The 19406-nt window shown below is 59.2% G+C and carries 22 protein-coding genes and 3 pseudogenes; 9 read left to right on the top strand and 16 right to left on the bottom strand.

What is annotated here, in order from left to right; all coding sequences use genetic code 11:
• Positions 1-49: 49 nt before the first annotated feature.
• Positions 50-241, top strand: coding sequence for a hypothetical protein (locus tag ACSQ9D_RS07175; protein ID WP_436281660.1), 192 nt, complete (start codon positions 50-52; stop codon positions 239-241).
• Positions 242-277: 36 nt separating this feature from the next.
• On the opposite strand, the gene ACSQ9D_RS07170 is transcribed toward ACSQ9D_RS07175, so the two are convergent.
• The 7 genes from ACSQ9D_RS07170 to msuE form a co-directional block, all read right to left on the bottom strand.
• Positions 278-460, bottom strand: a complete 183-nt coding sequence (locus ACSQ9D_RS07170) for a hypothetical protein (protein WP_436281659.1) — start codon at positions 458-460, stop codon at positions 278-280.
• Positions 461-905: 445 nt separating this feature from the next.
• A complete protein-coding gene (locus ACSQ9D_RS07165; protein ID WP_436281658.1) occupies positions 906-2237 on the bottom strand; it encodes an LLM class flavin-dependent oxidoreductase in 1332 nt (443 codons plus the stop codon).
• Between the two features lie 37 nt (positions 2238-2274).
• Entirely contained in the window at positions 2275-2934 is a 660-nt protein-coding gene (locus tag ACSQ9D_RS07160; RefSeq protein ID WP_436281657.1) for a peroxiredoxin, read from the bottom strand.
• 321 nt (positions 2935-3255) lie between these two features.
• Positions 3256-3855: an RBBP9/YdeN family alpha/beta hydrolase gene (locus tag ACSQ9D_RS07155; protein WP_436281656.1), complete on the bottom strand. Its 600-nt coding sequence runs from the start codon at positions 3853-3855 to the stop codon at positions 3256-3258.
• Between the two features lie 36 nt (positions 3856-3891).
• On the bottom strand, positions 3892-4023 hold the full coding sequence (locus ACSQ9D_RS07150) for a hypothetical protein (RefSeq protein ID WP_436281655.1): 132 nt from the start codon (positions 4021-4023) through the stop codon (positions 3892-3894).
• A 190-nt stretch (positions 4024-4213) separates the two neighbouring features.
• The gene (locus ACSQ9D_RS07145) at positions 4214-4384 is read right to left on the bottom strand and encodes a hypothetical protein (protein ID WP_436281654.1); all 171 of its coding nucleotides are present in this window, start codon (positions 4382-4384) and stop codon (positions 4214-4216) included.
• Between the two features lie 19 nt (positions 4385-4403).
• On the bottom strand, positions 4404-4967 hold the full coding sequence (gene msuE, locus ACSQ9D_RS07140) for an FMN reductase (protein ID WP_436281653.1): 564 nt from the start codon (positions 4965-4967) through the stop codon (positions 4404-4406).
• A 532-nt stretch (positions 4968-5499) separates the two neighbouring features.
• Between msuE and ACSQ9D_RS07135 the strand changes: the two genes are divergently transcribed.
• From ACSQ9D_RS07135 to tnpC, 6 genes and pseudogenes are all read left to right on the top strand, one after another.
• Positions 5500-5655: an entericidin gene (locus ACSQ9D_RS07135; protein ID WP_436283786.1), complete on the top strand. Its 156-nt coding sequence runs from the start codon at positions 5500-5502 to the stop codon at positions 5653-5655.
• 214 nt (positions 5656-5869) lie between these two features.
• Complete coding sequence (locus ACSQ9D_RS07130) at positions 5870-6097, top strand: hypothetical protein (protein WP_024316999.1); 228 nt, start codon at positions 5870-5872, stop codon at positions 6095-6097.
• A 317-nt stretch (positions 6098-6414) separates the two neighbouring features.
• Positions 6415-6705, top strand: coding sequence for a hypothetical protein (locus ACSQ9D_RS07125; protein ID WP_436281652.1), 291 nt, complete (start codon positions 6415-6417; stop codon positions 6703-6705).
• Between the two features lie 165 nt (positions 6706-6870).
• A complete protein-coding gene (locus tag ACSQ9D_RS07120; RefSeq protein WP_436281651.1) occupies positions 6871-7620 on the top strand; it encodes a cytochrome c biogenesis CcdA family protein in 750 nt (249 codons plus the stop codon).
• A gap of 370 nt (positions 7621-7990) precedes the next feature.
• Positions 7991-8146 (top strand): annotated as a pseudogene (locus ACSQ9D_RS07115) (transposase); the annotation flags it as partial.
• Between the two features lie 146 nt (positions 8147-8292).
• Positions 8293-9259 (top strand): annotated as a pseudogene (gene tnpC, locus ACSQ9D_RS07110) (IS66 family transposase); the annotation flags it as partial.
• Positions 9260-9996: 737 nt separating this feature from the next.
• On the opposite strand, the gene ACSQ9D_RS07105 reads toward tnpC, so the two are convergent.
• Complete coding sequence (locus ACSQ9D_RS07105; RefSeq protein ID WP_436281650.1) at positions 9997-10461, bottom strand: hypothetical protein; 465 nt, start codon at positions 10459-10461, stop codon at positions 9997-9999.
• Positions 10462-10566: 105 nt separating this feature from the next.
• Positions 10567-11217, bottom strand: coding sequence for a hypothetical protein (locus ACSQ9D_RS07100; protein ID WP_436281649.1), 651 nt, complete (start codon positions 11215-11217; stop codon positions 10567-10569).
• A 551-nt stretch (positions 11218-11768) separates the two neighbouring features.
• On the opposite strand from ACSQ9D_RS07100, the gene ACSQ9D_RS07095 reads away from it, so the two are divergent.
• Positions 11769-12365 (top strand): hypothetical protein, encoded by a 597-nt coding sequence (locus ACSQ9D_RS07095; protein WP_436281648.1) that lies wholly within the window; start codon positions 11769-11771, stop codon positions 12363-12365.
• A 251-nt stretch (positions 12366-12616) separates the two neighbouring features.
• Here ACSQ9D_RS07095 and ACSQ9D_RS07090 read toward each other — a convergent pair whose 3' ends face one another.
• Together ACSQ9D_RS07090 and ACSQ9D_RS07085 are read right to left on the bottom strand one after the other, a co-directional pair.
• Positions 12617-12817, bottom strand: a complete 201-nt coding sequence (locus tag ACSQ9D_RS07090; RefSeq protein ID WP_436281647.1) for a hypothetical protein — start codon at positions 12815-12817, stop codon at positions 12617-12619.
• Positions 12748-13140, bottom strand: a complete 393-nt coding sequence (locus ACSQ9D_RS07085; RefSeq protein WP_436283785.1) for a hemagglutinin repeat-containing protein — start codon at positions 13138-13140, stop codon at positions 12748-12750. Before ACSQ9D_RS07085 ends, ACSQ9D_RS07090 begins: the two co-directional genes overlap by 70 nt.
• A 247-nt stretch (positions 13141-13387) precedes the next feature.
• Between ACSQ9D_RS07085 and ACSQ9D_RS07080 the strand changes: the two are divergent.
• Positions 13388-13871, top strand: a pseudogene (locus ACSQ9D_RS07080) (AEC family transporter); the annotation flags it as partial.
• Here ACSQ9D_RS07080 and ACSQ9D_RS07075 read toward each other — a convergent pair.
• Genes ACSQ9D_RS07075 through cysG form a run of 5 tightly spaced genes read right to left on the bottom strand, consistent with a single transcriptional unit; the run spans position 13851 to position 19056 of the window.
• Entirely contained in the window at positions 13851-15062 is a 1212-nt protein-coding gene (locus tag ACSQ9D_RS07075) for a UbiH/UbiF family hydroxylase (protein WP_436281646.1), read from the bottom strand. The pseudogene ACSQ9D_RS07080 and the gene ACSQ9D_RS07075 overlap by 21 nt on opposite strands.
• A gap of 38 nt (positions 15063-15100) precedes the next feature.
• Positions 15101-15613, bottom strand: coding sequence for a DUF934 domain-containing protein (locus tag ACSQ9D_RS07070; RefSeq protein ID WP_037117855.1), 513 nt, complete (start codon positions 15611-15613; stop codon positions 15101-15103).
• 10 nt (positions 15614-15623) lie between these two features.
• Positions 15624-17294: a nitrite/sulfite reductase gene (locus tag ACSQ9D_RS07065; protein WP_436281645.1), complete on the bottom strand. Its 1671-nt coding sequence runs from the start codon at positions 17292-17294 to the stop codon at positions 15624-15626.
• A gap of 8 nt (positions 17295-17302) precedes the next feature.
• Positions 17303-17617: a DUF2849 domain-containing protein gene (locus ACSQ9D_RS07060; RefSeq protein ID WP_037117850.1), complete on the bottom strand. Its 315-nt coding sequence runs from the start codon at positions 17615-17617 to the stop codon at positions 17303-17305.
• A gap of 2 nt (positions 17618-17619) precedes the next feature.
• A complete protein-coding gene (cysG, locus tag ACSQ9D_RS07055) occupies positions 17620-19056 on the bottom strand; it encodes a siroheme synthase CysG (RefSeq protein ID WP_436283784.1) in 1437 nt (478 codons plus the stop codon).
• Positions 19057-19406: the final 350 nt, after the last annotated feature.

Here is a 19406-nt window from a genome sequence, read left to right as displayed (position 1 = left end):
ATGCGAGTGTGGCCATAAGGGCGCGCGATTGATGTAGGGATCTGTCGCGATGAGCATCGAAAACCACTCGAAGGCACCTGGCGCCAACATTCACGTAAACCACTACTGCTGTGTGGACGGATGCGGGAAATGGGGAGGCTTCGGCCACGCCTCTTCCAAGGGCGTTGAAACGCGATGGTGGTGTGCCGAGCATTATCCGTATTGGGATGCCATCAAGAAAGCGGATGGACGAGATCAGTGATTTGCCGGTTATCTGCTTACCATGCGCTACCGCCCGTCAGTAACTGCACGAGCGGCCGTCGCTGGGCCTGAAGCCATCCGCGCAGGCTCGATTCATTGAATCTCCAGGCTGATAGCCTGATGCGGAGCCCATCGAGTTCGGGGGAGTCGAGCATGCCGATGTGAGCGCCGAAAGACTAATCATCGCTCCGGCTGCCACTAAAGCACGAAATCTGCTCATCTTTGCTTCTCCTCGCCCGGGGCGGTTTACGCTGCAGGCAGCAATGTATCGCGCCATTAAGTAGATGCGAGGGGCATTACGCAGGGAAGTGGAAATAAATGACCGCCGACAAACGCTCAGCAGATTTATGCGCTGCAAATGCGGGCACAAGGGAGCCAGCTGATGATGAGGAACCTGTCGCAATGAGCGTTCTCTCGTGGTGGACTGTCGTACGCATATCGCGACGATCTTTCCTCAAAAGTCGAGAGCGGTGCAGAAGCCGAAAGTTTGTTGAGCCCTCGTGCCAAGTCGTTCCCCACTTTGGGAGTTCGTTGCAGGCGCAATATAGCGAACCCGCACGGATTCTTGAAATATAGTTACTATTATTTTCAATATGATAACGGAAAATCGTGGACGCGGCGTACAGCACAATTCGTCCGACATCTCTTCCGCCATCTATCGCGGTTCAGGGACTTGCAAAAAATCTGTTGGTGGGTCGAGGAAGGCCAAGGTGCTCACGCAGTGTCGTGCCCTCGTAATCCTGCCTGAAAATCCCTCGCCGCTGCAGCTCGGGTACGAGCCGATCGACGACATCGCCGAGACCTTGGGGAAGATACGGGAAGACGACATTGAAACCGTCGCTGCCGCGCTCCACCAACCATTTCTTCATCTGGTCGGCAATCGTTTCCGGCGTTCCTACGAACGCAAGGCCGGAGTAGCCGCCATAGCGCTGCGCGAGCTGGCGAACGGTCAACTGTTCTTCTCGGGCAAGCTTCAGCACCTGCGCGCGGCCGGTCTTGCTGGCATTCGTCTCCGCTATATCAGGCAGCGGCGCATCCGGATCGAAGCCCGAAGCATCGTGACCAAGAGCGATCGAGAGCGAGGCGATGGCGCTGTCATAGTGAACGAGGCTATCGAGACGCGCCCGCTTCGCGCGCGCCTCCTCAACGCTGTCGCCGACAACGATGAAGGCGGCCGGCAGAATCTTGAGGGTGTGAGGATCCCGGCCGATCGCGGTCATGCGCCCCTTGATATCGGCATAGAGCGCCTGCGCGGCCGGTAGGTCGCGAGGCGAACAGAAGACAACTTCTGCTGTCTCGGCGGCAAGCTGGCGGCCCGGCTCGGACTGCCCCGCCTGCACGATCACCGGCCAGCCCTGCGGCGGGCGGGCGATGTTGAGCGGGCCGCGCACGCTAAGCTCCTCGCCCTTGTGATTGAGGACATGCATTCTGGCAGGATCGAAGAACTGGCCACTTTCGACATCGCGCGTAAAAGCGTCGTCGGCGAAACTGTCCCAGAGGCCGGTGACGACGTCGTAGAATTCGCGGGCGCGATGATAGCGCTCGCCATGCTCGACATGTTCCTCGAGGCCGAAATTCAGCGCGGCATCGGGATTGGCCGTCGTTACGATGTTCCAACCCGCCCGCCCGGCGCTGATATGGTCGAGAGAGGCGAAGCGGCGAGCAACGTGATAGGGCTCGTCGAAGGTCGTCGAGGCGGTCGCAATGAGGCCGATCCGGTCAGTGACGGCGGCAAGCGCCGACAGCAGCGTGAACGGCTCGAAGGAGGTTACCGTCTGGCTTCTCTTCAGAGCCTCCACGGGCATGTTGAGCACTGCCAGGTGGTCAGCCATGAAGAAGGCGTCGAATTTCGCCGCCTCCAGCTTCTGCGCAAACTCCTTCAAGTGCTTGAAGTTGAAGTTCGCGTCTGGATAGGCGCCGGGGTAGCGCCAGGCCCCTGCATGCAGGCTGACAGGGCGCATGAAGGCGCCGAGGTGCAATTGCCGCTCCTGTGCCATCAAGCCCTCCCGTCCCATGCCTGCCCCTGCCCGAATATTAAGCCTGCGGCTGCTTGGTCTTGCGCAGGTACGGTAATACCGTGTCAAACGAACCGAAGCGGGTTGCCGCGTCCTCGTTCGAGACGGCAGCCGTGATGATGACATCCTCGCCCTGCTGCCAGTTCGCCGGCGTCGCAACCTGATGCTTTGCTGTCAGCTGGATGGAATCGATCGCGCGGAGGATCTCGTTGAAGTTTCTGCCCGTCGTCATCGGATAGGTGAGGATCAGCTTGATCTTCTTGTCGGGACCAATGATGAAGACCGAACGGACGGTCGCATTGTCGGCCGGCGTGCGCCCCTCCGACGTTTCTCCGGCTCCAGCGGGCAGCATGTCGTAGAGCTTGGCGACCTTCAGGTCATTGTCGCCGATCAACGGATACTCGACATCGAAGCCGGTCGCCGTCTTGATGTCATTCTTCCACTTGCTGTGGCTTTCCACAGGATCCACGGAGATGCCGATGATCTTGGCGCCGCGCTGGCGGAATTCGGGCTCCAGTCCTGCCATCGCTCCAAGCTCGGTCGTGCAAACCGGCGTAAAGTTCTTTGGGTGCGAGAAGAGCACCGCCCAGCCATCACCGATCCAGTCGTGAAACTGGATGGGACCCTGCGTGGTGTCAGCGGTAAAATCAGGTGCAATGTCGTTGATGCGGAGGCTCATGAGCGTTGACCCTAGTTGGTAAAAATGGCGTCGGTTTTCAATGACGGGTGAATTGTCTAGCCGTTTTCAGCCGCTGTTCAAGCACCTGCGTCAAAACGGTCGCCTGATGAAGGATAGCGGAAAATCTCGCCTTGTCAGCCGCAGCAATATCCACGCTCGTTCTGTTGATGATTTGACAGAGCTTCTCGATCTTAGGCGCGTCGGATTGGTGGTCCAGATCATGCGCATATTCGAGGAGAACCGACACAAGATGACGAAGTGTCCGCCGGCGAGTTTCACCCGATATCGTCGATGATCGGCTTGGCGGCGCCATGAGATCCTCTACCACGCGGACGAGATCGCTCTGCTGAGAGACGGCTTTTTCTGCGGTATCTTATCGAGATGGCGAGTCCTGGCTTTCAGCGCTTCGAAAACACGGTAGCCGCCCGGCCAACGGCCATAGCCGCTGGCGACATTGATGTGTCCGGCCAGACCAGCGTTGCGCAACTCGCTGCCCCAGAGACGGGCAAAGAGCGTCAGGCGGTCGAGCGACATGTAATGATCGTTCAGGCTGCCGACGATGATGCTCGGAAACGGCAGCTCAGCCGTCGGCATCGTGCCGAAAGCAATCTGGCGGGGATGAAGCTTGTCGGTCGCCGGCAGATCGCACGGCGCCACAAGGAGCGCTCCCCTCACCCGTGCTGCGGCAGGCCGCCCGGCGAGGCTCGCTGCAAGCAGGCATCCTAAGCTATGGGCCACGATGTAGGCCTCGCCGACCTCTTCGAGCACGGCCTCGAGCCTTGCCCGCCAGATACTCAGGTGCGGATGATCCCAGTTGTCCTGATGGACGAGGCGACTTTCGGGATGATCCCGCAGCCAGGCGGTTTGCCAATGCGCATCCTCTGATCCGAAGAGCCCGGGAAGAACAAGTGCTGGCGTCATCATCAATCCTAATCGCGTCGTGTGAGCTATCTGTTTTTAGAGAACGCCGAGAGTGATCGCGAAGAGGAACCCGAAGGCGAGCACCGTGGCCACAGACGCGGCCATATCTGCCACAACACCTGCACGCCGGCTTCGCGGAGCGATGCGGCGATCGTCGAAAACGGCCATGACGATCCCTCAGTACCAGGGCCCCGGAGATGGGTTCCAATAGTAGATTTCATAGTCGCGGGCCGTCGGCTCGCCGTCACTATGCAGCTCGATCCGCGGTTCGCTCGCCGTCGGTTGGGGAGGCCCGAGGAAGGCCCACCGGAGCCATAAAAGAAAAGACTGCAGCATCGGTTCCTCCTTGCTCACCTTGTCAGATCAACTGGTTGCGCCTCGCATTCGAAAGCAAGTCCGCGGCGCTGGCGACGGGGCCGAACAGCATCAGCAGACGGTTTTGCTCGCGCACCGTCAGCCGATAACGACGAGCAAAGTCGAAGACGCTCCAAAGCTCGCTTCCCATCGCAGTCTTCTCCGCACTGTCCATGTCACCATTCCCCCAGATCTCACTCGGCGGCCTGAAGCGTGGCCTTTACCGACGGGAGGAAGGAGAAGGCAGCCAACTCATCGACGACAGAGCCGATGCGGCCAGACAGCGCCTCGGAGACGACTTTGTAGTCAACGAAATCGCGGTCCGAGGCATAGACGGCCGTCGGCAGTGTGTGGGCCATGAAGAAGCCGAACAGTGGCCGCAGTTGATGCTCGACAATCAGGGCATGGCGATCCCCGCCACCGGTCGCAGAGATGATGATCGGCTTGGAGCGGAGTTCGCTCGGCTCGATAAGATCGATCAGATGCTTGAAAAGGCCGGGATAAGATCCTTTGTAGGTTGGCGAGCCGACAACCAGGACATCCGCCTTGACGATATCATCGAGAACCTGGCGGGCCTGTTCATCGAGGTCGCTGCGCCACAGGGCAGTGCCCAATGATGGGCCGACGTCTTTGAGATCGTAGATCTTCGAGGAAAAGCCGTAGTTTGCAGCGGCAAGCCCGGCAATATGCTCGACCAGGGCATAGGTCTTGGACGGACGGTTGAAGCTACCGGCAATGCCCACCAATCGCAGCGACATATATCTCTCCTTCGTTATTGCATCGAATATTGTCTATAAAATTAGTGAACAAAAGAAATGACGTTCCGTTATGAGAAGGAAGCGTGAAATTCGATGCCCTCAAACACGCCATCGCGGCAGCTTGGCTTCCGCCGCGCTTGCGAGCCCTTTGAGCGCAAAGCGTGCGGGGCCCGCAAATGATCACCCCTGCCATGACCGGCGATATCGCTAAGGCCGCCCGTGCCGAGCCTACCAGAGGGAACCATTCAAGGCCGCATGGCACGCGCCGTAAGCTTGGGCTTCGGCATAGTATTTGTGGGAACCTTTGGTCGCGTTCTTCGTTAAAGGAGTGCAGCGTTTGAAATCCGCGCTGCCGGACCAGCATCGCTTATGTAGGTCCAAAAGGCCCGGTGGATACTATCCCGCCGGGCTTTTCCTTGTGGACACTCCCTCTCGCCCTCATTTCCTGGACTGGCTGAATGCGATTCCGGTTCGTTTTGAACAACTTGCGGTCTGGCGCATTACCTATCGTCTTCAACTAGGAAACGCCCCAATGACGATCACCGCCAAAGTTACTGCTGCCTTATGCCTGCTCATTGCATTGAGCTCGTGCGCAAACACGATCAAGGGCGTCGGGCGCGATGCGGCCAATACCGTCAATGCCACCCAGAACGCCGGCAATCGTGTCGCAAACGCTGCGTCCCGTTAGTTTCATTGATGGTTCGCAGCCATATACCAAGCCGGGCCTGATGCTTCCGGTTTGAACGCTGCTGAGGACCCGTCGCTGGCGGGCATCCCAAACTGCGTGTCAGCACGGACGTGTCAATCTGTTCGCTCGCGTCAAATCGTCCGAAATAATCGGCGGGCCTTGAAATCGCATCGATGGCGGCAAAGATTGCTCTTGATGCGATGGAGGCCAAGCCATGTCGAACTATAGAGAGGAAAGGCGGTTTCGGTGTCAGGACGACGGAGGGAAAACCTACGTTGTCATTCAGCAGATCAGGATTTCTGGACAGAACGCGGCTTCGCCCAAGACCGATTATATGACGGAGGACGGTGAGATCGTGAATCGGCTCGATGAAGAACATTTCCTCCTCCTGCTCGATGGCCACATACTGCATATTCCCCATGTCTCGGATGCTGATCATTGAGCCGTGGCGTTTGTCCGCCTCGCGAAGCCGATTGCGGCACCGATGACGGCGGACCGCAGACACTTCTATTTTGTCAGAATGTGATCCCGCACGTTGCAGAATTGTGTGCGACTGTCTTTCACCGCATTCAGTCTCCGATGCGTTTGACGCCCGGCCGTGCGGTGCAAGCTCCATCGAATCATAACTCTCTGTGTTCGTCTCGCACATGACTGGAACATGAACGCCGGTTTCAGTGCGCATTCATTCGCCAAATCTAATCTGCCGAACCAATAGCGCTCCAAGGGCGTTACATCAGCAGATACAGATGGAGACCGATCATGAGAAAGCTTATTGTTGCAGCTGCCGGACTTGCGACGCTGCTTGTGAGCGCACCGGCTTTCGCGGACGGCGTATACTTCGAATTCGGCTCCGGCGGACCGCGCTACTATGACGATCCGCCCCCGCCCCGCTACTACAGACACGGCCCGCGCTATGCCTACGACGACGACGACGACGATTATGATCGTCCGCGTTATGCATCCCGGCAGGTATGCTGGGAGCAGCCCTACCAGAAGAAGAGCCATCATCACTACATCACCAAATACAGGACCGTCTGCCGCGACCGCTAATCCGTCGTCGCCGACGGCGTGTGATCCCGTTGATCTCTGGTGCGCAGACTGCGCGCCAGCATTCCAGGAGGCTCTTTTCAAAGAGAAGCGCAAAAAGGTGATTGGCCCCGATGCCTAGGCTGCGATAGGACTTCGCGGATGATTGCCTGCCGCCGGAGTCCCTAAGTGTCGATCGCCGATATTTCCTTGTTGAGCGCCCTATTTGCCGGCGCGCTATCGTTCCTGTCTCCTTGCGTCCTGCCTCTCGTTCCACCCTATCTCTGCTATATGGCCGGCATTTCCGTCGAGCAGTTCCGCGGCGGCAGCGCCGTCGCCGTTGCCCCGGATGCGCGGCGGGGCGTGCTGTTTTCAGCGCTTTTCTTCACGCTCGGTTTCGCCACCGTTTTCGTGGCGCTCGGGGCTGGTGCATCCAGCATCGGCATGGCGCTTCGCCAGCATCTCGATCTCCTGGCAAAGATCGGTGGCCTGATCATCATCGTCATGGGGTTGAATTTCCTCGGGGTCTTCCGAATTGGAATTCTGGCCCGCGAGGCGCGCTTTCAGGGCAGCGGCAAGCCGGCGACGTTGACGGGTGCCTATGTCATGGGCCTAGCCTTCGCTTTCGGCTGGACACCCTGCATCGGCCCGGTGCTCGGTGCGATCCTTGGCGTCGCAGCCTCGCGGGAAACGGTTGGCTCGGGTGCCGGGCTCCTCGCCGTCTATTCCCTCGGCCTTGCCATCCCGTTTTGGATTGCCGCTGGCTTTTCCGGTGCCTTCATGGGCTTTCTGACGCGCTTCCGCCGGCATCTCGGAACGGTCGAGAAAGTCATGGGCGCGTTCCTCATCCTGACCGGCCTCGCTTTCATGTTCGGTTTCGTCAGTGACGTGGCAATCTGGTTCCAGCAGACCTTTCCAATCCTGATGAAAATCGGCTAAGCCGAAATCGCCCCCGCAGAAATTTGCATTGGAACAATTGCGTGGGCTCCTCAGAAATAGCGCGGTGCCCGCAAGACCGTACACCTTGCTGCAATAGAAATGTCGCGGCGGGCATTTGTGTTTGAAAGCCGACCCTTAGGGCCTTTGGAGTGCTGTGCTAAAGAACTTCCCACGAGCCGTAGTTCGCTAGGGCGACTAGAATGTGTGGGTGGATGCCTGTCCTGATCCTGCCGAACTTGATGCTTCGAGAGGCCATTGGCGACGGCGACATGCATATCCTCGATCTGGACAGTAACCGATGTTCCACCCCCCACGTTGTCTTCGTCGCCCTGATCTGTGATCGACTTTCCATGGACGAACGAAATTCTCCATGGAGGCTACATTGGACGTTCTCACGGCCAGGAGGTCTGGACGGGAGGTTCACCGGCATTGGCCGGATGAAGTCAAAGCGCAGATCGTTTCGGAGAGCTTGCGGCCCGGTGTCATGGTGAACGAGGTGGCGGCTCGCTATGGATTGAAGCCGAACCACTTGTCGACCTGGCGAACGATGGCATGGCAGGGCAAGCTCGTGCTGCCCGCGCCGGAGGACGCAGTGGAGTTCGCAGCGGTGCTCATCGATCCGCCCGTTTCGGAGCCGTCGATCAAAGAGGCCACTCGCCCGAAGCCTGAGTCTGCGCTTGCGGTGGAGGCCTGCATTGCATCGGCGAGGACGTATCCGAGCGGTTGGATGTTATACCGGCCCAGTTCCGCGTCATCGTCACCCGCCGCCCCAAATATGCCTGTCGCGCTTGTACAGACGGGATTGCCCAAGCACCGGCCCAAGCACGACTGATCCAAGCCGGGTTGCCAACCGAGGCGACCATCGCACATGTGCTGGTATCCAAATACGCCGATCATCTGCCACTTTACAGGCAGGCCCAGATCATGAGCCGGCAAGGTATTGACCTCGACCGCTCCACACTTGCGGATTGGGTTGGCCGGGCAGCTTTCGAACTTCGTCCGGTCTTCGCTGCTCTGATTGCCGACCTGAAGCGCTCGACCAAGCTCTTCATGGACGAGACCCGAGCGCCTGTGCTTGATCCCGGCTCTCGTAAAACCAAGACCGGCTACTTCTGGGCGTTGGCTCGTGATGACCGCCCTTGGTGCGGTGGTGCTCCACCTGGCGTCGCCTTCACCTACGCCACCGGTCGTGGCGGGCAGCATGCCGAACGGATATTGCAGGGGTTCGCGGGCATCCTCCAAGTGGGACGGTTACGCCGGATATAATCGCCTGATCGCACCGGACCGCGTCGGTCCCGACATCAAGCTTTCCTATTGTTGGGCACATGCCCGGCGCAAGCTGGTCGAGATTACTCGTACTGGCTCTGCGCCGATTGCGGAGGAAGGCGTAAAGCGGATCGGCGAACTGTATCGGATCGAAGCTGAGCTGCGCGGTCTTTTCCCTGAAGCTCGCCTTGCTGGAAGCCAGGAACGCTCAGCACCATTGATCGCGGACAGGCGGACCTGGCTCACCCACCATCGTGCCCGCGTCGCTGGCAAGTCGCCGCTTGGCGAAGCTTTCGCCTATATCGCCAAATCCTGGGACGGCCTCTGCATCTTCCTGACCGATGGTCGCGTCGAGATCGACAACAGTGGGATCAACACCCCTCGCAAAGATGCACCCGTATATCAGATGGATGTTGGTGTTTTGAAATTGGGCATGCCCGTCTTTAGGGTTCTTCGCTATGAAGTATTCTTTGATGGACGTCGCGTCGTCGGCAAGGGAGCGCTCTCCCGGTGTGAGGACGGCGAACGCGGCCGGAGCAGTGAGCAAAGGCAAAAGCATCACCGATGCGGTCCGTATGCTTGACATTTCTACGTTTCCCCCTGGATCGAAAGTGTAGCTGTAGCACCTTTAAAGTGCAGAAACCGATTGATACGCCGATCCTCATCACACGGGGAAGAGCCAGAGAAGACTATAGAGACGCTTTTGTTGCAATCGATGTTGCCAAGCTGATGAACGCGATCACCATGGCCTCAGCTTGCCGGGACGGCGAGATTCGGTTTGTTAGTGCGCGTGTGAAGCGTCACCGGTCGCATGCTTTCCGAACGATCCGCGCCTTCATCATGACGCCACCGGCAACGTGGGAACGAAACACCGGTTACTCTGGACACGATTCCGGACGCCACCTTTCGAGATCGCGTGCATCTTCAAATTCTTGGCATCGGCGGGCTTAGTCAGGATGACTGCCAGAGAGATGCTGGAGTTCGGGGCTGGATTTCGTAAATCCCCGAATTCACAGATGAGAGATTACTGGTCCGGACGAGGCCACGAAGAATTGCTGAAGTAGGCGGGATCGGGCAGCGAGGGCTGGAAAGACCCCTCGCCCTAAAATGCTAGCTACCGTTGACAACGGACCCGATGCCGAAGGTCTCTGCTAGGCGCTCCTGCTCTTCACGGTAGGCCTGCTCCATCCTAGCCAGCTTGGCCTCGCGGAAAGGCTTCGCAGCTCGGATGAAGGCAATCATGGCCTCGATGTCGTTACCACCTCCGGGGGCATCGCCAAGTGGCAGCATTCTCCGACGGCGTAGCTTCTGCGCCCAGTAACGAATCTCGCGCTCGGCTGGGGGATATGACACCCCGAGGCGATACAAGCGGTTGTCCGTCCGAACCCAGCGCGGCGGCGTAGCTTTGTCCATTTCTACGATGGGGGACGTGTGTCCATGATCGCCATCCTCGATATCAGGATGGCCGAAAAACCATCCGTACAGCCAGGGCCGGTTGTCGGTCGGTCTCTCGTGAAGCCAACCTTCGACGATGGGCGCGGTTGCTAATTCAACTTCGGTCGGTACCTCTGTCACGGTTTCATGCCTCCCTTGTGGCTCCGACGAGCAGCTAGCGCCTCATCCGCATCTACGAAGCACATCGTACCTTCGATTACGGCTTCCTTCAGCTCGATCCACGTATCATCCTCTGAGAACCGTCTCCAAATTCTCTTTGATTTCGATCATGCCGTCGATCTGAGCGTCGGATTCCGCCTGAAGTGATGCCGCCTCTTGAGGATCAAAGCCAAGGTCTTTAAAAATATTGACATCGGCCAGAGTAACGTGACCAATTTCATCATCCTTCGGCTTCATTTTCGTTTTCCTTGTGATGCGCGCTTCAGACTCGTCATCAGTTCGCCGGCGTCGGTCAACCTCAGTCTTTTTGAGAAGAACGCGTGCGACGTGTAGGCCTCCCGACAAAAGCAGAAGGCCGCAGAAAAAATTCAGCATGTAGAAGGGCTGAAATCCTCCACTGAGAGATCCAAAGACCTGCTCGAAGGTGACACAACGAATATCCGAGCATGTTGTGGCCATATACGGAACAACGCTGTTCACCACGATGACTGCCGATACCGCCACAAGCAGCAGAATGGGCAGCGTTTCAGGAGTTTTTCTTTCGCTCACCAAACCGGTTAAGTCTTCACCACTCCTGACCTTCGCGATGGCCAGTAATCCAAAGGCAAGAACAGCGGACGCGAGCTGCCAGGTCAACAATGACAGAAACTCTCGGCCGCTATTCTCTGGCCTGAACAGCGTCACCAGGAATGAGCTAATTAGAAGCGTCGTCAGCAAGGAATTCTTTCCACTACCGAAGTACGTCGCCGATGTTACTTTGACGCCGCCTTTAGCTGCTTGGTCCTGAGCATGCATATTAAGAGGACGAGATCGATCGCTTCACAGTTAGGAATGGCGAGCCGGACGCCGCTGCAATTTCCGGCGAAATGGTTCGTGCGCCATCTGTCGCGAACACACGCGGAACATTTCGCTTCTGTCAGACCTGCCTCGCTCATCGGTTAGCCGACGCGCAAAGCATCGCCGCTCGTCAGGTATGCAACCGTGGCTCCCGCCATTCGACGGCACTGGGGGCATGCCGGTTGAAGGGCTCCAGTTCGACCGTTGCTTCACACTCGACCTGCTGGCTGTGGCGTAAGCATTCCCCGAGGGCCGCAGAATCAAAGCATCAACGTTATCGCTGAGGTTTGCAGTTCTGACGTCGGTCAAATCGTAGTCCGCGCTACCCCACCATTCGAGCAGTTCATCGTAACGTGTGTGTTTTTGAGGTGCTCCCCGAATAACCTTTTTCTGTAGTATTGCGATTCAACTTTGAAAATTTGGAGATTCCATTGCTTCGTCGCAGTCTTGTTGCCTTTGTCGCGGTTGCTCTTACTGCTTGCGCCGCATCCACCATTGATCCGCAGAGGAAGGCCTCCATAGGCTCCGTCTATGTGGCGCCTGTGCAATTGTCCAAAGCCACTGTCTTTGGGCCAAGCGTAAGTGAGGTAAATGCAAGTTCTGGGAAAGTGCCCACCACGGTGGCAGAGGCTACATCTCGTCTTCAGCAGGTCGTGGATTCGCGTGCAAACCTCCGCGAGCTAATCGAGGATCAAGCCAAGCAAGATCTCATTGCCAAGGGTTACCGCGTAGCCGACGCGGCATCAAGCGCGTCCGCCGAGCTGAAGATTAACGTGTACCACGCATTGAGCGTTCCAGTTGGCGCCAATGATGGGCGAGGGATTGCAATGACCGTCGGCGCTGAGATGGTTCGTTCATCGGATGGCAAACGATTGATGTTCGCCGGCCAGAGCAAAATCAAGGATTCTGAAACGAAGGGAGTTCGCATGGCGCCCTATGCCGAATGGTTCACCAATGATGATTTCCTCGTCGAGCAGTACCGCTTGGTAGCTCGGCTACTCACGGCTCAGGCCCTTGCGGGCCTATAGGGGCGCAAAAACTCGTTGGAGGCGACGCCCAGCACCGGATCTAACCCGCGCGAGAACTTTGAAAGCAGAAGCAAGGCGTCGTCGCGAGCCTGATCGATCGAACATGCGCTCCCAAACGAGCGGCGTCGCCCACATTCTCTTGCAGAAACGGCAAGCGCCGACGGCTCCGTCCCCCTAGACCGAGCCTCGCGAGAGACACCGTCTCAATGCAGACAGGAACAAGTCGCTACTGCCTTTTGGTATTGTCGCGACTATTCGTCGTCAGAACCACCGCGGGTCAAGTGTTCCCGTGCGCTTCCCTTCGAGCCGCGCCGTGCAAACGACACGGTGAAGCCCTTCTGGCCATCGAAGTTGCCATAGGTCAGGGTGCCGGTATCGAGTTTCAGGTCGCCGGATTCGGAGATGATCTTGCCGGCGCCCAGATCGGTATTGCCGCCGACCGTGACGTCCATCGTCCCAGTGGAAGACCCGACTGCTCAGTGATCCAGTTCGCTTCGCCGGAGCCTCGGCCGCCGCCGATCTGCACGCCGGAAAGAAGCTGGCCGCCGCCCAGGCTGAAGCCACCGGAAACGGAGTGGTTGGAGCTTGCCCCGGTGTCGGGAACGGAGAAGATCGTCAGGTCGCCACCGACATTGGCAGTCACCGTGTCGCCGGAGACCACCGCGCCCGCGAGACGCGTATCGTTTCCCGACTTCAGGGTGATGTCACCGGTACCGTTGACGTGGCTATTGACCTGAGCGGTCCCATCGGCGTTGGACTTGCCAGCCGACGGCAGGCGCCTTTCCGTTCAGAACAACGCACATTTCAAATCGGAGGCTGGTCTTCCCTTAGCCGTCGCTCCAACTCTGCTATGGCCGCAGCATCGGGAGGGTCAATTAGCCTGTCCAGCAGGTCATCTCGCTCTGCAGCCCAATGAACCGAAATGTCGCCTCCGCTGCCAGATTCGCGAAGAATGGACCCATAAATCGAAGGATCTACGACGTCACACCTGCTTTCAGGAACAACCGTAAAGCCGTTGTACCTCCGCCGGGCGGCTGGCGATCGATATTGCTCGGAAAGTGGCCTTTCACCCCTTCATCCTGTCGACGGCGCTCGGCTTTGTTGCCGCAGGCTTGCACATCGATCAGCCGCTCGCCTTCCAGCGCTTCGTTGATTATCTCGCGCAGGCCGCCGCGCCTTGCGCCTTGTTTGCCATGGGCGTCACGCTGGCCCTTAGGCCGCTGAAGCGCATACCCGCCGAGATCGGCTATATCATTCCGGCCAAGCTCATCGTGCACCCGATCGTCGTCTATCTCGCACTGACAGCGGTTGGTCGAGCCGATCTGGATCTATGCCGCGGTACTGCTCGCCGCCCTGCCGACGGCAACCAATGTCTTCGTCATCGGCCAGCAATACGGCGTCTGGCAGGAGCGCGCCTCGGCGACAATCCTGATCACCACGGCCCTTTCCGTCGTGACCGTCTCGCTCATCCTGATTGCGATCAAATCAGGCTTTCTTCCGGCTTAGCTTTTCCTTGATGGCGCCGGGAATGTCGCGAAAGCCGCGACCGGGCTCGATGCCCTCGCGCATGACGATGCTGCGCAGTGGCGGGAGTGCCGACAGGATGTGCAGGCCGGCAGCGCGCATCACCTGAACAGGCAGGAAATCGGACAGCAACGAGCGGTTGAGGAGATCGACGCTTGCCGTGCGGGTCATGATATCGGCGCGGCGCTTGCGATCGAAACGGTCACCGGCATCGGCGGCGATCGGCATTTCGGGCCGTGCGCAGAGAATATCCGAAAGCGCCATGACATCGCGCAGGCTGAGGTTGAGCCCTTGTGCACCGATCGGCGGGAAGATGTGCGAAGCCTCTCCGATCAGGGCAATCCGCCCTTTGCCGGAGCGATGTGCCATCATGCCGGAGAGCGGCCAGAGTTGCACACCTTCCTCCACGGCCACCTTGCCGAGCAGTGACTGCATTCGCTCTTCGACGACATTGCTCAATTCGGCAAGCGAGAGTTCGTTGCGCGCAACGGCGTCGGAAGGGTTCTGGACCCAGACGAGGCTGGAGCGGTTGCCCGGTAGCGGCACCTGCGTGAATGGTCCGCTTTCCGTATGGAACTCGGTCGAGATATTCTCATGCGGAAGCGAGTGTTCGAAGTTCAACACCATGGCCGATTGCGGATAGGACCATGTGCGCACATCGATACCGGCGGTTTCGCGGAGCGTCGACTTGCGCCCATCGGCGCCAACCGCGAAAGTCGCCGAGAGGATTTCGCCATCGGCGAGCGTGACGGTCACAGACTCAGCGCCGATATCGATCACGTCGGCAAAAGACGGGAAACGCGTGATATTGCCTTCAACCGCAATCGCAGCCTCCAGCACCTCCATCAGCGCCCTGTTGGGGAAGTTGTAGCCGAAGGTCTCTAGGTCGAGTTCGACGGACCGGAAGGTGGTGATCGGTGCGCGCAGCAGGCGATTCGTGCCGTCGATGATCCGCATGGTGGAAAGCGGTGCGGCAACCGGGCGCAGCTTTTCCCAAAGTGTCAGCCTGTCGAGGAAACGGATTGACTGATCCATGAGCGCGGTCGTGCGCCGGTCCTGGCTGGGCGACGGCGGGGCAACGAGAGCAACGTTGCGTCCACCGCGTGCCAAGGCGATAGCGGCAATCATGCCGGCAAGCCCGCCGCCGATCACCGCGATTTCAAAAGTCTTCATTGCACCGTTCCGTCAATTCATTGACGGCGATCCGGCGCTTATGCAGCCGGCTTCGCCTGACGGCGCCAACTATAGCCCTTGCCGGCGTCGGCGTCACGCACAGCCGGTTGATAATGATGCGGAATTCCCGGCAAGCGGCGCTCCGTGAGACGCTTTATCGCAGTCTCATTGCTCACCGCGAAGCTGTCGATACCGACGCGCTGCATCAGCGGGATCTGATCGATCAGCACGTCGCCGACGGCGCGCAGTTCGTTGGTGTATCCGAGGCGGTCGCGCAGCAGCGACGCATGGCTGAACGCGCGACCATCATTGAACGCCGGAAAGGCGACAGCGACGATCTCAAGCCGATAAAGGTATGGCTCGAGCTTGCGCACATCGTCCGCCGGCTTGATCAGCACGCCGAAGCCGACTTCATTGCTCTCGTCGGCCTTGGCGATCAGCTCATCCAGGCCAAGAAGTGGCTTCTGCGCCTCGCCTGCCTTCACCTCTTCCGTCTCGATCACCCAGGGATCGTTCTCGACGAAGCCGGTTTCTCTCCAGATCTTGCTCATCGTCGCCTCCTTACGCCGCTTCCGCCGCCGAACCATACAGCGCGTCCTTGAACGGCTGTGGACCGACGCGGCGATAGGTGTCGAGGAAGATCTCTGATGGTTCCTTGCGGATCGCGAGGTAGGTGTTGACGATCGTTTCGATCGCATCGGTCACCTTCTCGGGCTCGAAGCCACGACCGATGATCTCGCCGATCGACGTGTGCTCGTCGCCTGACCCGCCGAGCGTGATCTGGTAGAGCTCAGCGCCTTTCTTTTCCACGCCAAGCAGGCCGATATGGCCGACATGGTGATGGCCGCAGGCATTGATGCAGCCGGATATCTTGATTTTCAGCTCGCCTATTTCGGCTTGACGAGCCGGATCGCCGAAGCGCCTGGAGATTTCCTGCGCGACAGGAATTGAGCGCGCATTGGCGAGCGCGCAGTAGTCCAGCCCGGGACAGGCAATGATGTCAGTGATGAGACCGGCATTGGCTTCCGCAAGGCCGATGGCTACCAGACCGCGATAGACGGCTTCGAGGTCGGCGAGTGCCACATGCGGCAGGATCAGGTTCTGCTCGTGGCTGACGCGGATTTCGTCGAAGGCGTATTCCTCAGCGATATCTGCAACGGCATCCATCTGGCTATCCGAAGCATCGCCTGGGATGCCGCCGATCGGCTTCAGCGAGATCGTCACCATGCCGTAGTCGGGATGTTTGTGTGGCTGCACGTTCTGCTGCACCCAGCGGGCAAAAGCCGGGTCGGCCTTCTTCCAGCGGGCAAGGTTCTCCCAGCCTTCGGCGCGATCGGGCAGAGCTGGCGGCGCGAAATAGGCCGCAATCGCTTCGACGTCCTGCTCGGGCAGCTTCAGTTCGGTATCCCTAAGCTCTGCGAATTCGGCCTCGACCTGGCGTGCCAATTCTTCCGCGCCGGTTTCATGCACGAGGATCTTGATGCGGGCCTTGTACTTGTTGTCGCGACGGCCATGCAGGTTATACACGCGCATGACTGCGGTCGTATAGGATAGCAGATCCGCTTCCGGCAGAAAGTCACGGATCAGCTTGGCGATCATCGGCGTGCGGCCCTGGCCGCCGCCGACATACACGGCAAAGCCGATTTCGCCCTTGTCGTTCTTCTTCAGATGCAGGCCGATGTCGTGGACCTGGATCGCAGCACGGTCGCGCTCGGCACCGGTAACAGCAATCTTGAACTTGCGCGGCAGGAACGAGAACTCCGGATGCACGGATGACCACTGGCGCAGGATTTCCGCATAGGGACGCGGATCGGCAACTTCATCCGCGGCAGCGCCGGCGAAGTGATCGGCCGTGACGTTGCGGATGCAGTTGCCCGAGGTCTGAATCGCGTGCATCTCGACCGTGGCAAGCTCGGCAAGCACGTCAGGCATGTCGGAGAGCTTCGGCCAGTTGAACTGCAGGTTCTGGCGCGTGGTGAAGTGGCCATAACCGCGGTCATAAGTGCGCGCGACATGAGCGAGCATGCGCATTTGGCGAGGGCTCAGCGTGCCGTAGGGAATAGCGATGCGCAGCATATAGGCGTGGAGTTGCAGATAGACGCCGTTCATCAGGCGCAGCGGCTTGAACGCGTCCTCGGCGAGCTCGCCGGAAAGGCGGCGCTGCACCTGGTCGCGAAACTGCTCGACGCGCTCGGCGACAAAAGCGTGGTCAAATTCGTCGTAACGATACATCTGCTTCCTCAGACTGCGATGAATGCGGGGTCGGCGGGCTTGTAGCCCGGCGCGTATTCCATGGTCGGACCCTGGGCACGAATGCGCTCGCGAAGGCGCAGCGGCCAGAGCACGCCGTTGGTCTCCTGAACTTCGACGACGGCAACGTCGACGACTTCGTTGTCGGCATAGGACTTCTTGCCAATCGCTTCCAGCGCCGCGACGGCTTCAGCATGGCGAGCAACGAGGGCGTCCTGCAGCGAGGTGACCCATTCGCCATTGGCGTTCAGCCAGACGGCGACACCATCCGTCAATCGGTTGGCGGTCAGAACCTTGTCTACCATGTTCAGCTCCTTGCAAATTCGTCGGACCGGGCGCGTTCGCGTACCAGCGGTTCCGACAGTTCGAAATTGGCACCTGCGACCGCATCGCCGATAATGACCATGACCGGGCCGGTCAACTCGTTACGGTGCTGCAGGTCGGGAAGATCCCGCAAAATCCCATGCAACAGCCGGCGATCGGAGCGGCTGGCGTTCTCGACGACGGCGACGGTCGTTTCCGCGGGAAGGCCGGCCTGCATCAGGCGTTCAGCTACCGAGGCGGCAACAGTGCGGCCCATATAGACGGCGATTGTCGCACCGGATACCGCAAGGCTTGCCCAATCCGGCAAGACATCGCCCGTCAGATCGTGGCCGGTCGTGAAAACCAGCGAGGACGCAACGCCACGCAGCGTCAGAGGCAGCTCGAAGTCGGCAGCGGCAGCGAATGCCGAGGTAATACCAGGCACCACTTCATAGGAAATGCCAGCAACTCGTAGAGCCGCCATTTCCTCCCCTGCCCGACCGTAGACCAGCGGATCGCCGGACTTCAGGCGAACGACACGCTTGCCTTCGCGACCAAGGTGCACGAGCAGCTCGTTGATCTCCTCCTGCGACTTCGAATGGCATCCCTTGCGCTTGCCGACCGAAAGACGCTCGGCGTCGCGGCGGCCCATGTCGACAATTTCCTGCGGCACGAGGGCATCATAGACGATGACATCGGCTTCCATCATCACGCGCTGGGCGCGCAGCGTCAACAGGTCCGCTGCGCCTGGCCCGGCACCAACCAGCCACACGTGGCCCTCGACCTTTTCTGCAGACTGCAGCAGGCTATTGGCTTCACGACGCGCCTGCGGCAGGTTCTCGTTGGCGACAGCGTCTGCGACCGTGCCGGAGAAGAAACGGCGCCAGAACCGACGGCGCGCAGCCCCCTTAGGCACGAAATGCTCGACGGTTTTGCGATAGCTGGCGGCAAGATCGGCCAGACGCCCCAGCGACGGCGCAAGCAGCTGGTCCACCTGGGCGCGTATCATCTGTGCGAGCACCGGTCCAGCGCCTTCCGTGCCGATTGCGACAGCCACCGGCGCGCGATTGACAAGCGCAGGCGTAAAGAAATCGCAATAGTCAGGCTGATCGACGGCGTTGGCGGGCACTTTCTCGGCGCGTGCGGCCTCGACGATGGCGCGATCCTGCGCCGCGTCGCCTGTCGACGCAAAGACAAGAGTTGCCCTGCGGACCTGCTCGGGTACAAAGCCGGCGCGCACGGTTTCGATGCGATTGGCGATCAGATAGGCGTGATAATCAGCCTCGGGGCGATCGGCATAGGCAACCACCCTCGCCTGCGTATTCAGCAGCAGACGAACCTTAGCAAAGGCTTCGTCGCCATTGCCGAAGACAGCCGTGATCTTGCCCTCGACGCGAAAGAAGGCAGGAAACACCGACAGTTGTTCACTCTTGGAAGGCATCATCAATCCATTTCGAAGTTGCCGGAATATGCACCGTCCGGCCAGGCAAATGAAGAAACAGAAATTCCAAAGCCTGCGCGGGCGCGTATTCTTTTACCCGCTCTTCCAATGATTTGAGTAAAAGTCACCGGTGCGGCGCAGCGGGTACACCTGGATCTGCCGCAGCGCAGCAGAAGGCTGTGAGAAATCCGACGACGCGATCAAATCGGCATTTGCCTCCTCTGGCGCTGCCGGTAGAGTGCAGCCACCAAGGAGGTGGCATGAAAGAGGCCGCGCCCGCTGAGAGAACGGATCACTGAGATGCAGGTGATGATCGAGGGACAGTCACACTTCCAGCCTTTCGGCTTACC

The organism is Rhizobium sp. LjRoot258 (assembly GCF_964254185.1).
GTDB lineage: Bacteria > Pseudomonadota > Alphaproteobacteria > Rhizobiales > Rhizobiaceae > Rhizobium.
Note: the sequence above shows the minus strand (reverse complement) of the source record. Positions and strands in the feature narration are given on the sequence as shown.

Bases quoted from the DNA above. Each gene is read 5' to 3' on its own strand.
- ACSQ9D_RS07175 (WP_436281660.1), top strand. From the start codon at position 50: ATGAGCATCGAAAACCACTCGAAGGCACCTGGCGCCAACATTCACGTA.
- ACSQ9D_RS07170 (WP_436281659.1), bottom strand. From the start codon at position 460: ATGAGCAGATTTCGTGCTTTAGTGGCAGCCGGAGCGATGATTAGTCTT.
- ACSQ9D_RS07165 (WP_436281658.1), bottom strand. From the start codon at position 2,237: ATGGCACAGGAGCGGCAATTGCACCTCGGCGCCTTCATGCGCCCTGTC.
- ACSQ9D_RS07160 (WP_436281657.1), bottom strand. From the start codon at position 2,934: ATGAGCCTCCGCATCAACGACATTGCACCTGATTTTACCGCTGACACC.
- ACSQ9D_RS07155 (WP_436281656.1), bottom strand. From the start codon at position 3,855: ATGACGCCAGCACTTGTTCTTCCCGGGCTCTTCGGATCAGAGGATGCG.
- ACSQ9D_RS07150 (WP_436281655.1), bottom strand. From the start codon at position 4,023: ATGGCCGTTTTCGACGATCGCCGCATCGCTCCGCGAAGCCGGCGTGCA.
- ACSQ9D_RS07145 (WP_436281654.1), bottom strand. From the start codon at position 4,384: ATGGACAGTGCGGAGAAGACTGCGATGGGAAGCGAGCTTTGGAGCGTC.
- msuE (WP_436281653.1), bottom strand. From the start codon at position 4,967: ATGTCGCTGCGATTGGTGGGCATTGCCGGTAGCTTCAACCGTCCGTCC.
- ACSQ9D_RS07135 (WP_436283786.1), top strand. From the start codon at position 5,500: ATGACGATCACCGCCAAAGTTACTGCTGCCTTATGCCTGCTCATTGCA.
- ACSQ9D_RS07130 (WP_024316999.1), top strand. From the start codon at position 5,870: ATGTCGAACTATAGAGAGGAAAGGCGGTTTCGGTGTCAGGACGACGGA.
- ACSQ9D_RS07125 (WP_436281652.1), top strand. From the start codon at position 6,415: ATGAGAAAGCTTATTGTTGCAGCTGCCGGACTTGCGACGCTGCTTGTG.
- ACSQ9D_RS07090 (WP_436281647.1), bottom strand. From the start codon at position 12,817: ATGGACGTCACGGTCGGCGGCAATACCGATCTGGGCGCCGGCAAGATC.
- ACSQ9D_RS07075 (WP_436281646.1), bottom strand. From the start codon at position 15,062: ATGAAGACTTTTGAAATCGCGGTGATCGGCGGCGGGCTTGCCGGCATG.
- ACSQ9D_RS07070 (WP_037117855.1), bottom strand. From the start codon at position 15,613: ATGAGCAAGATCTGGAGAGAAACCGGCTTCGTCGAGAACGATCCCTGG.
- ACSQ9D_RS07065 (WP_436281645.1), bottom strand. From the start codon at position 17,294: ATGTATCGTTACGACGAATTTGACCACGCTTTTGTCGCCGAGCGCGTC.
- ACSQ9D_RS07060 (WP_037117850.1), bottom strand. From the start codon at position 17,617: ATGGTAGACAAGGTTCTGACCGCCAACCGATTGACGGATGGTGTCGCC.
- cysG (WP_436283784.1), bottom strand. From the start codon at position 19,056: ATGCCTTCCAAGAGTGAACAACTGTCGGTGTTTCCTGCCTTCTTTCGC.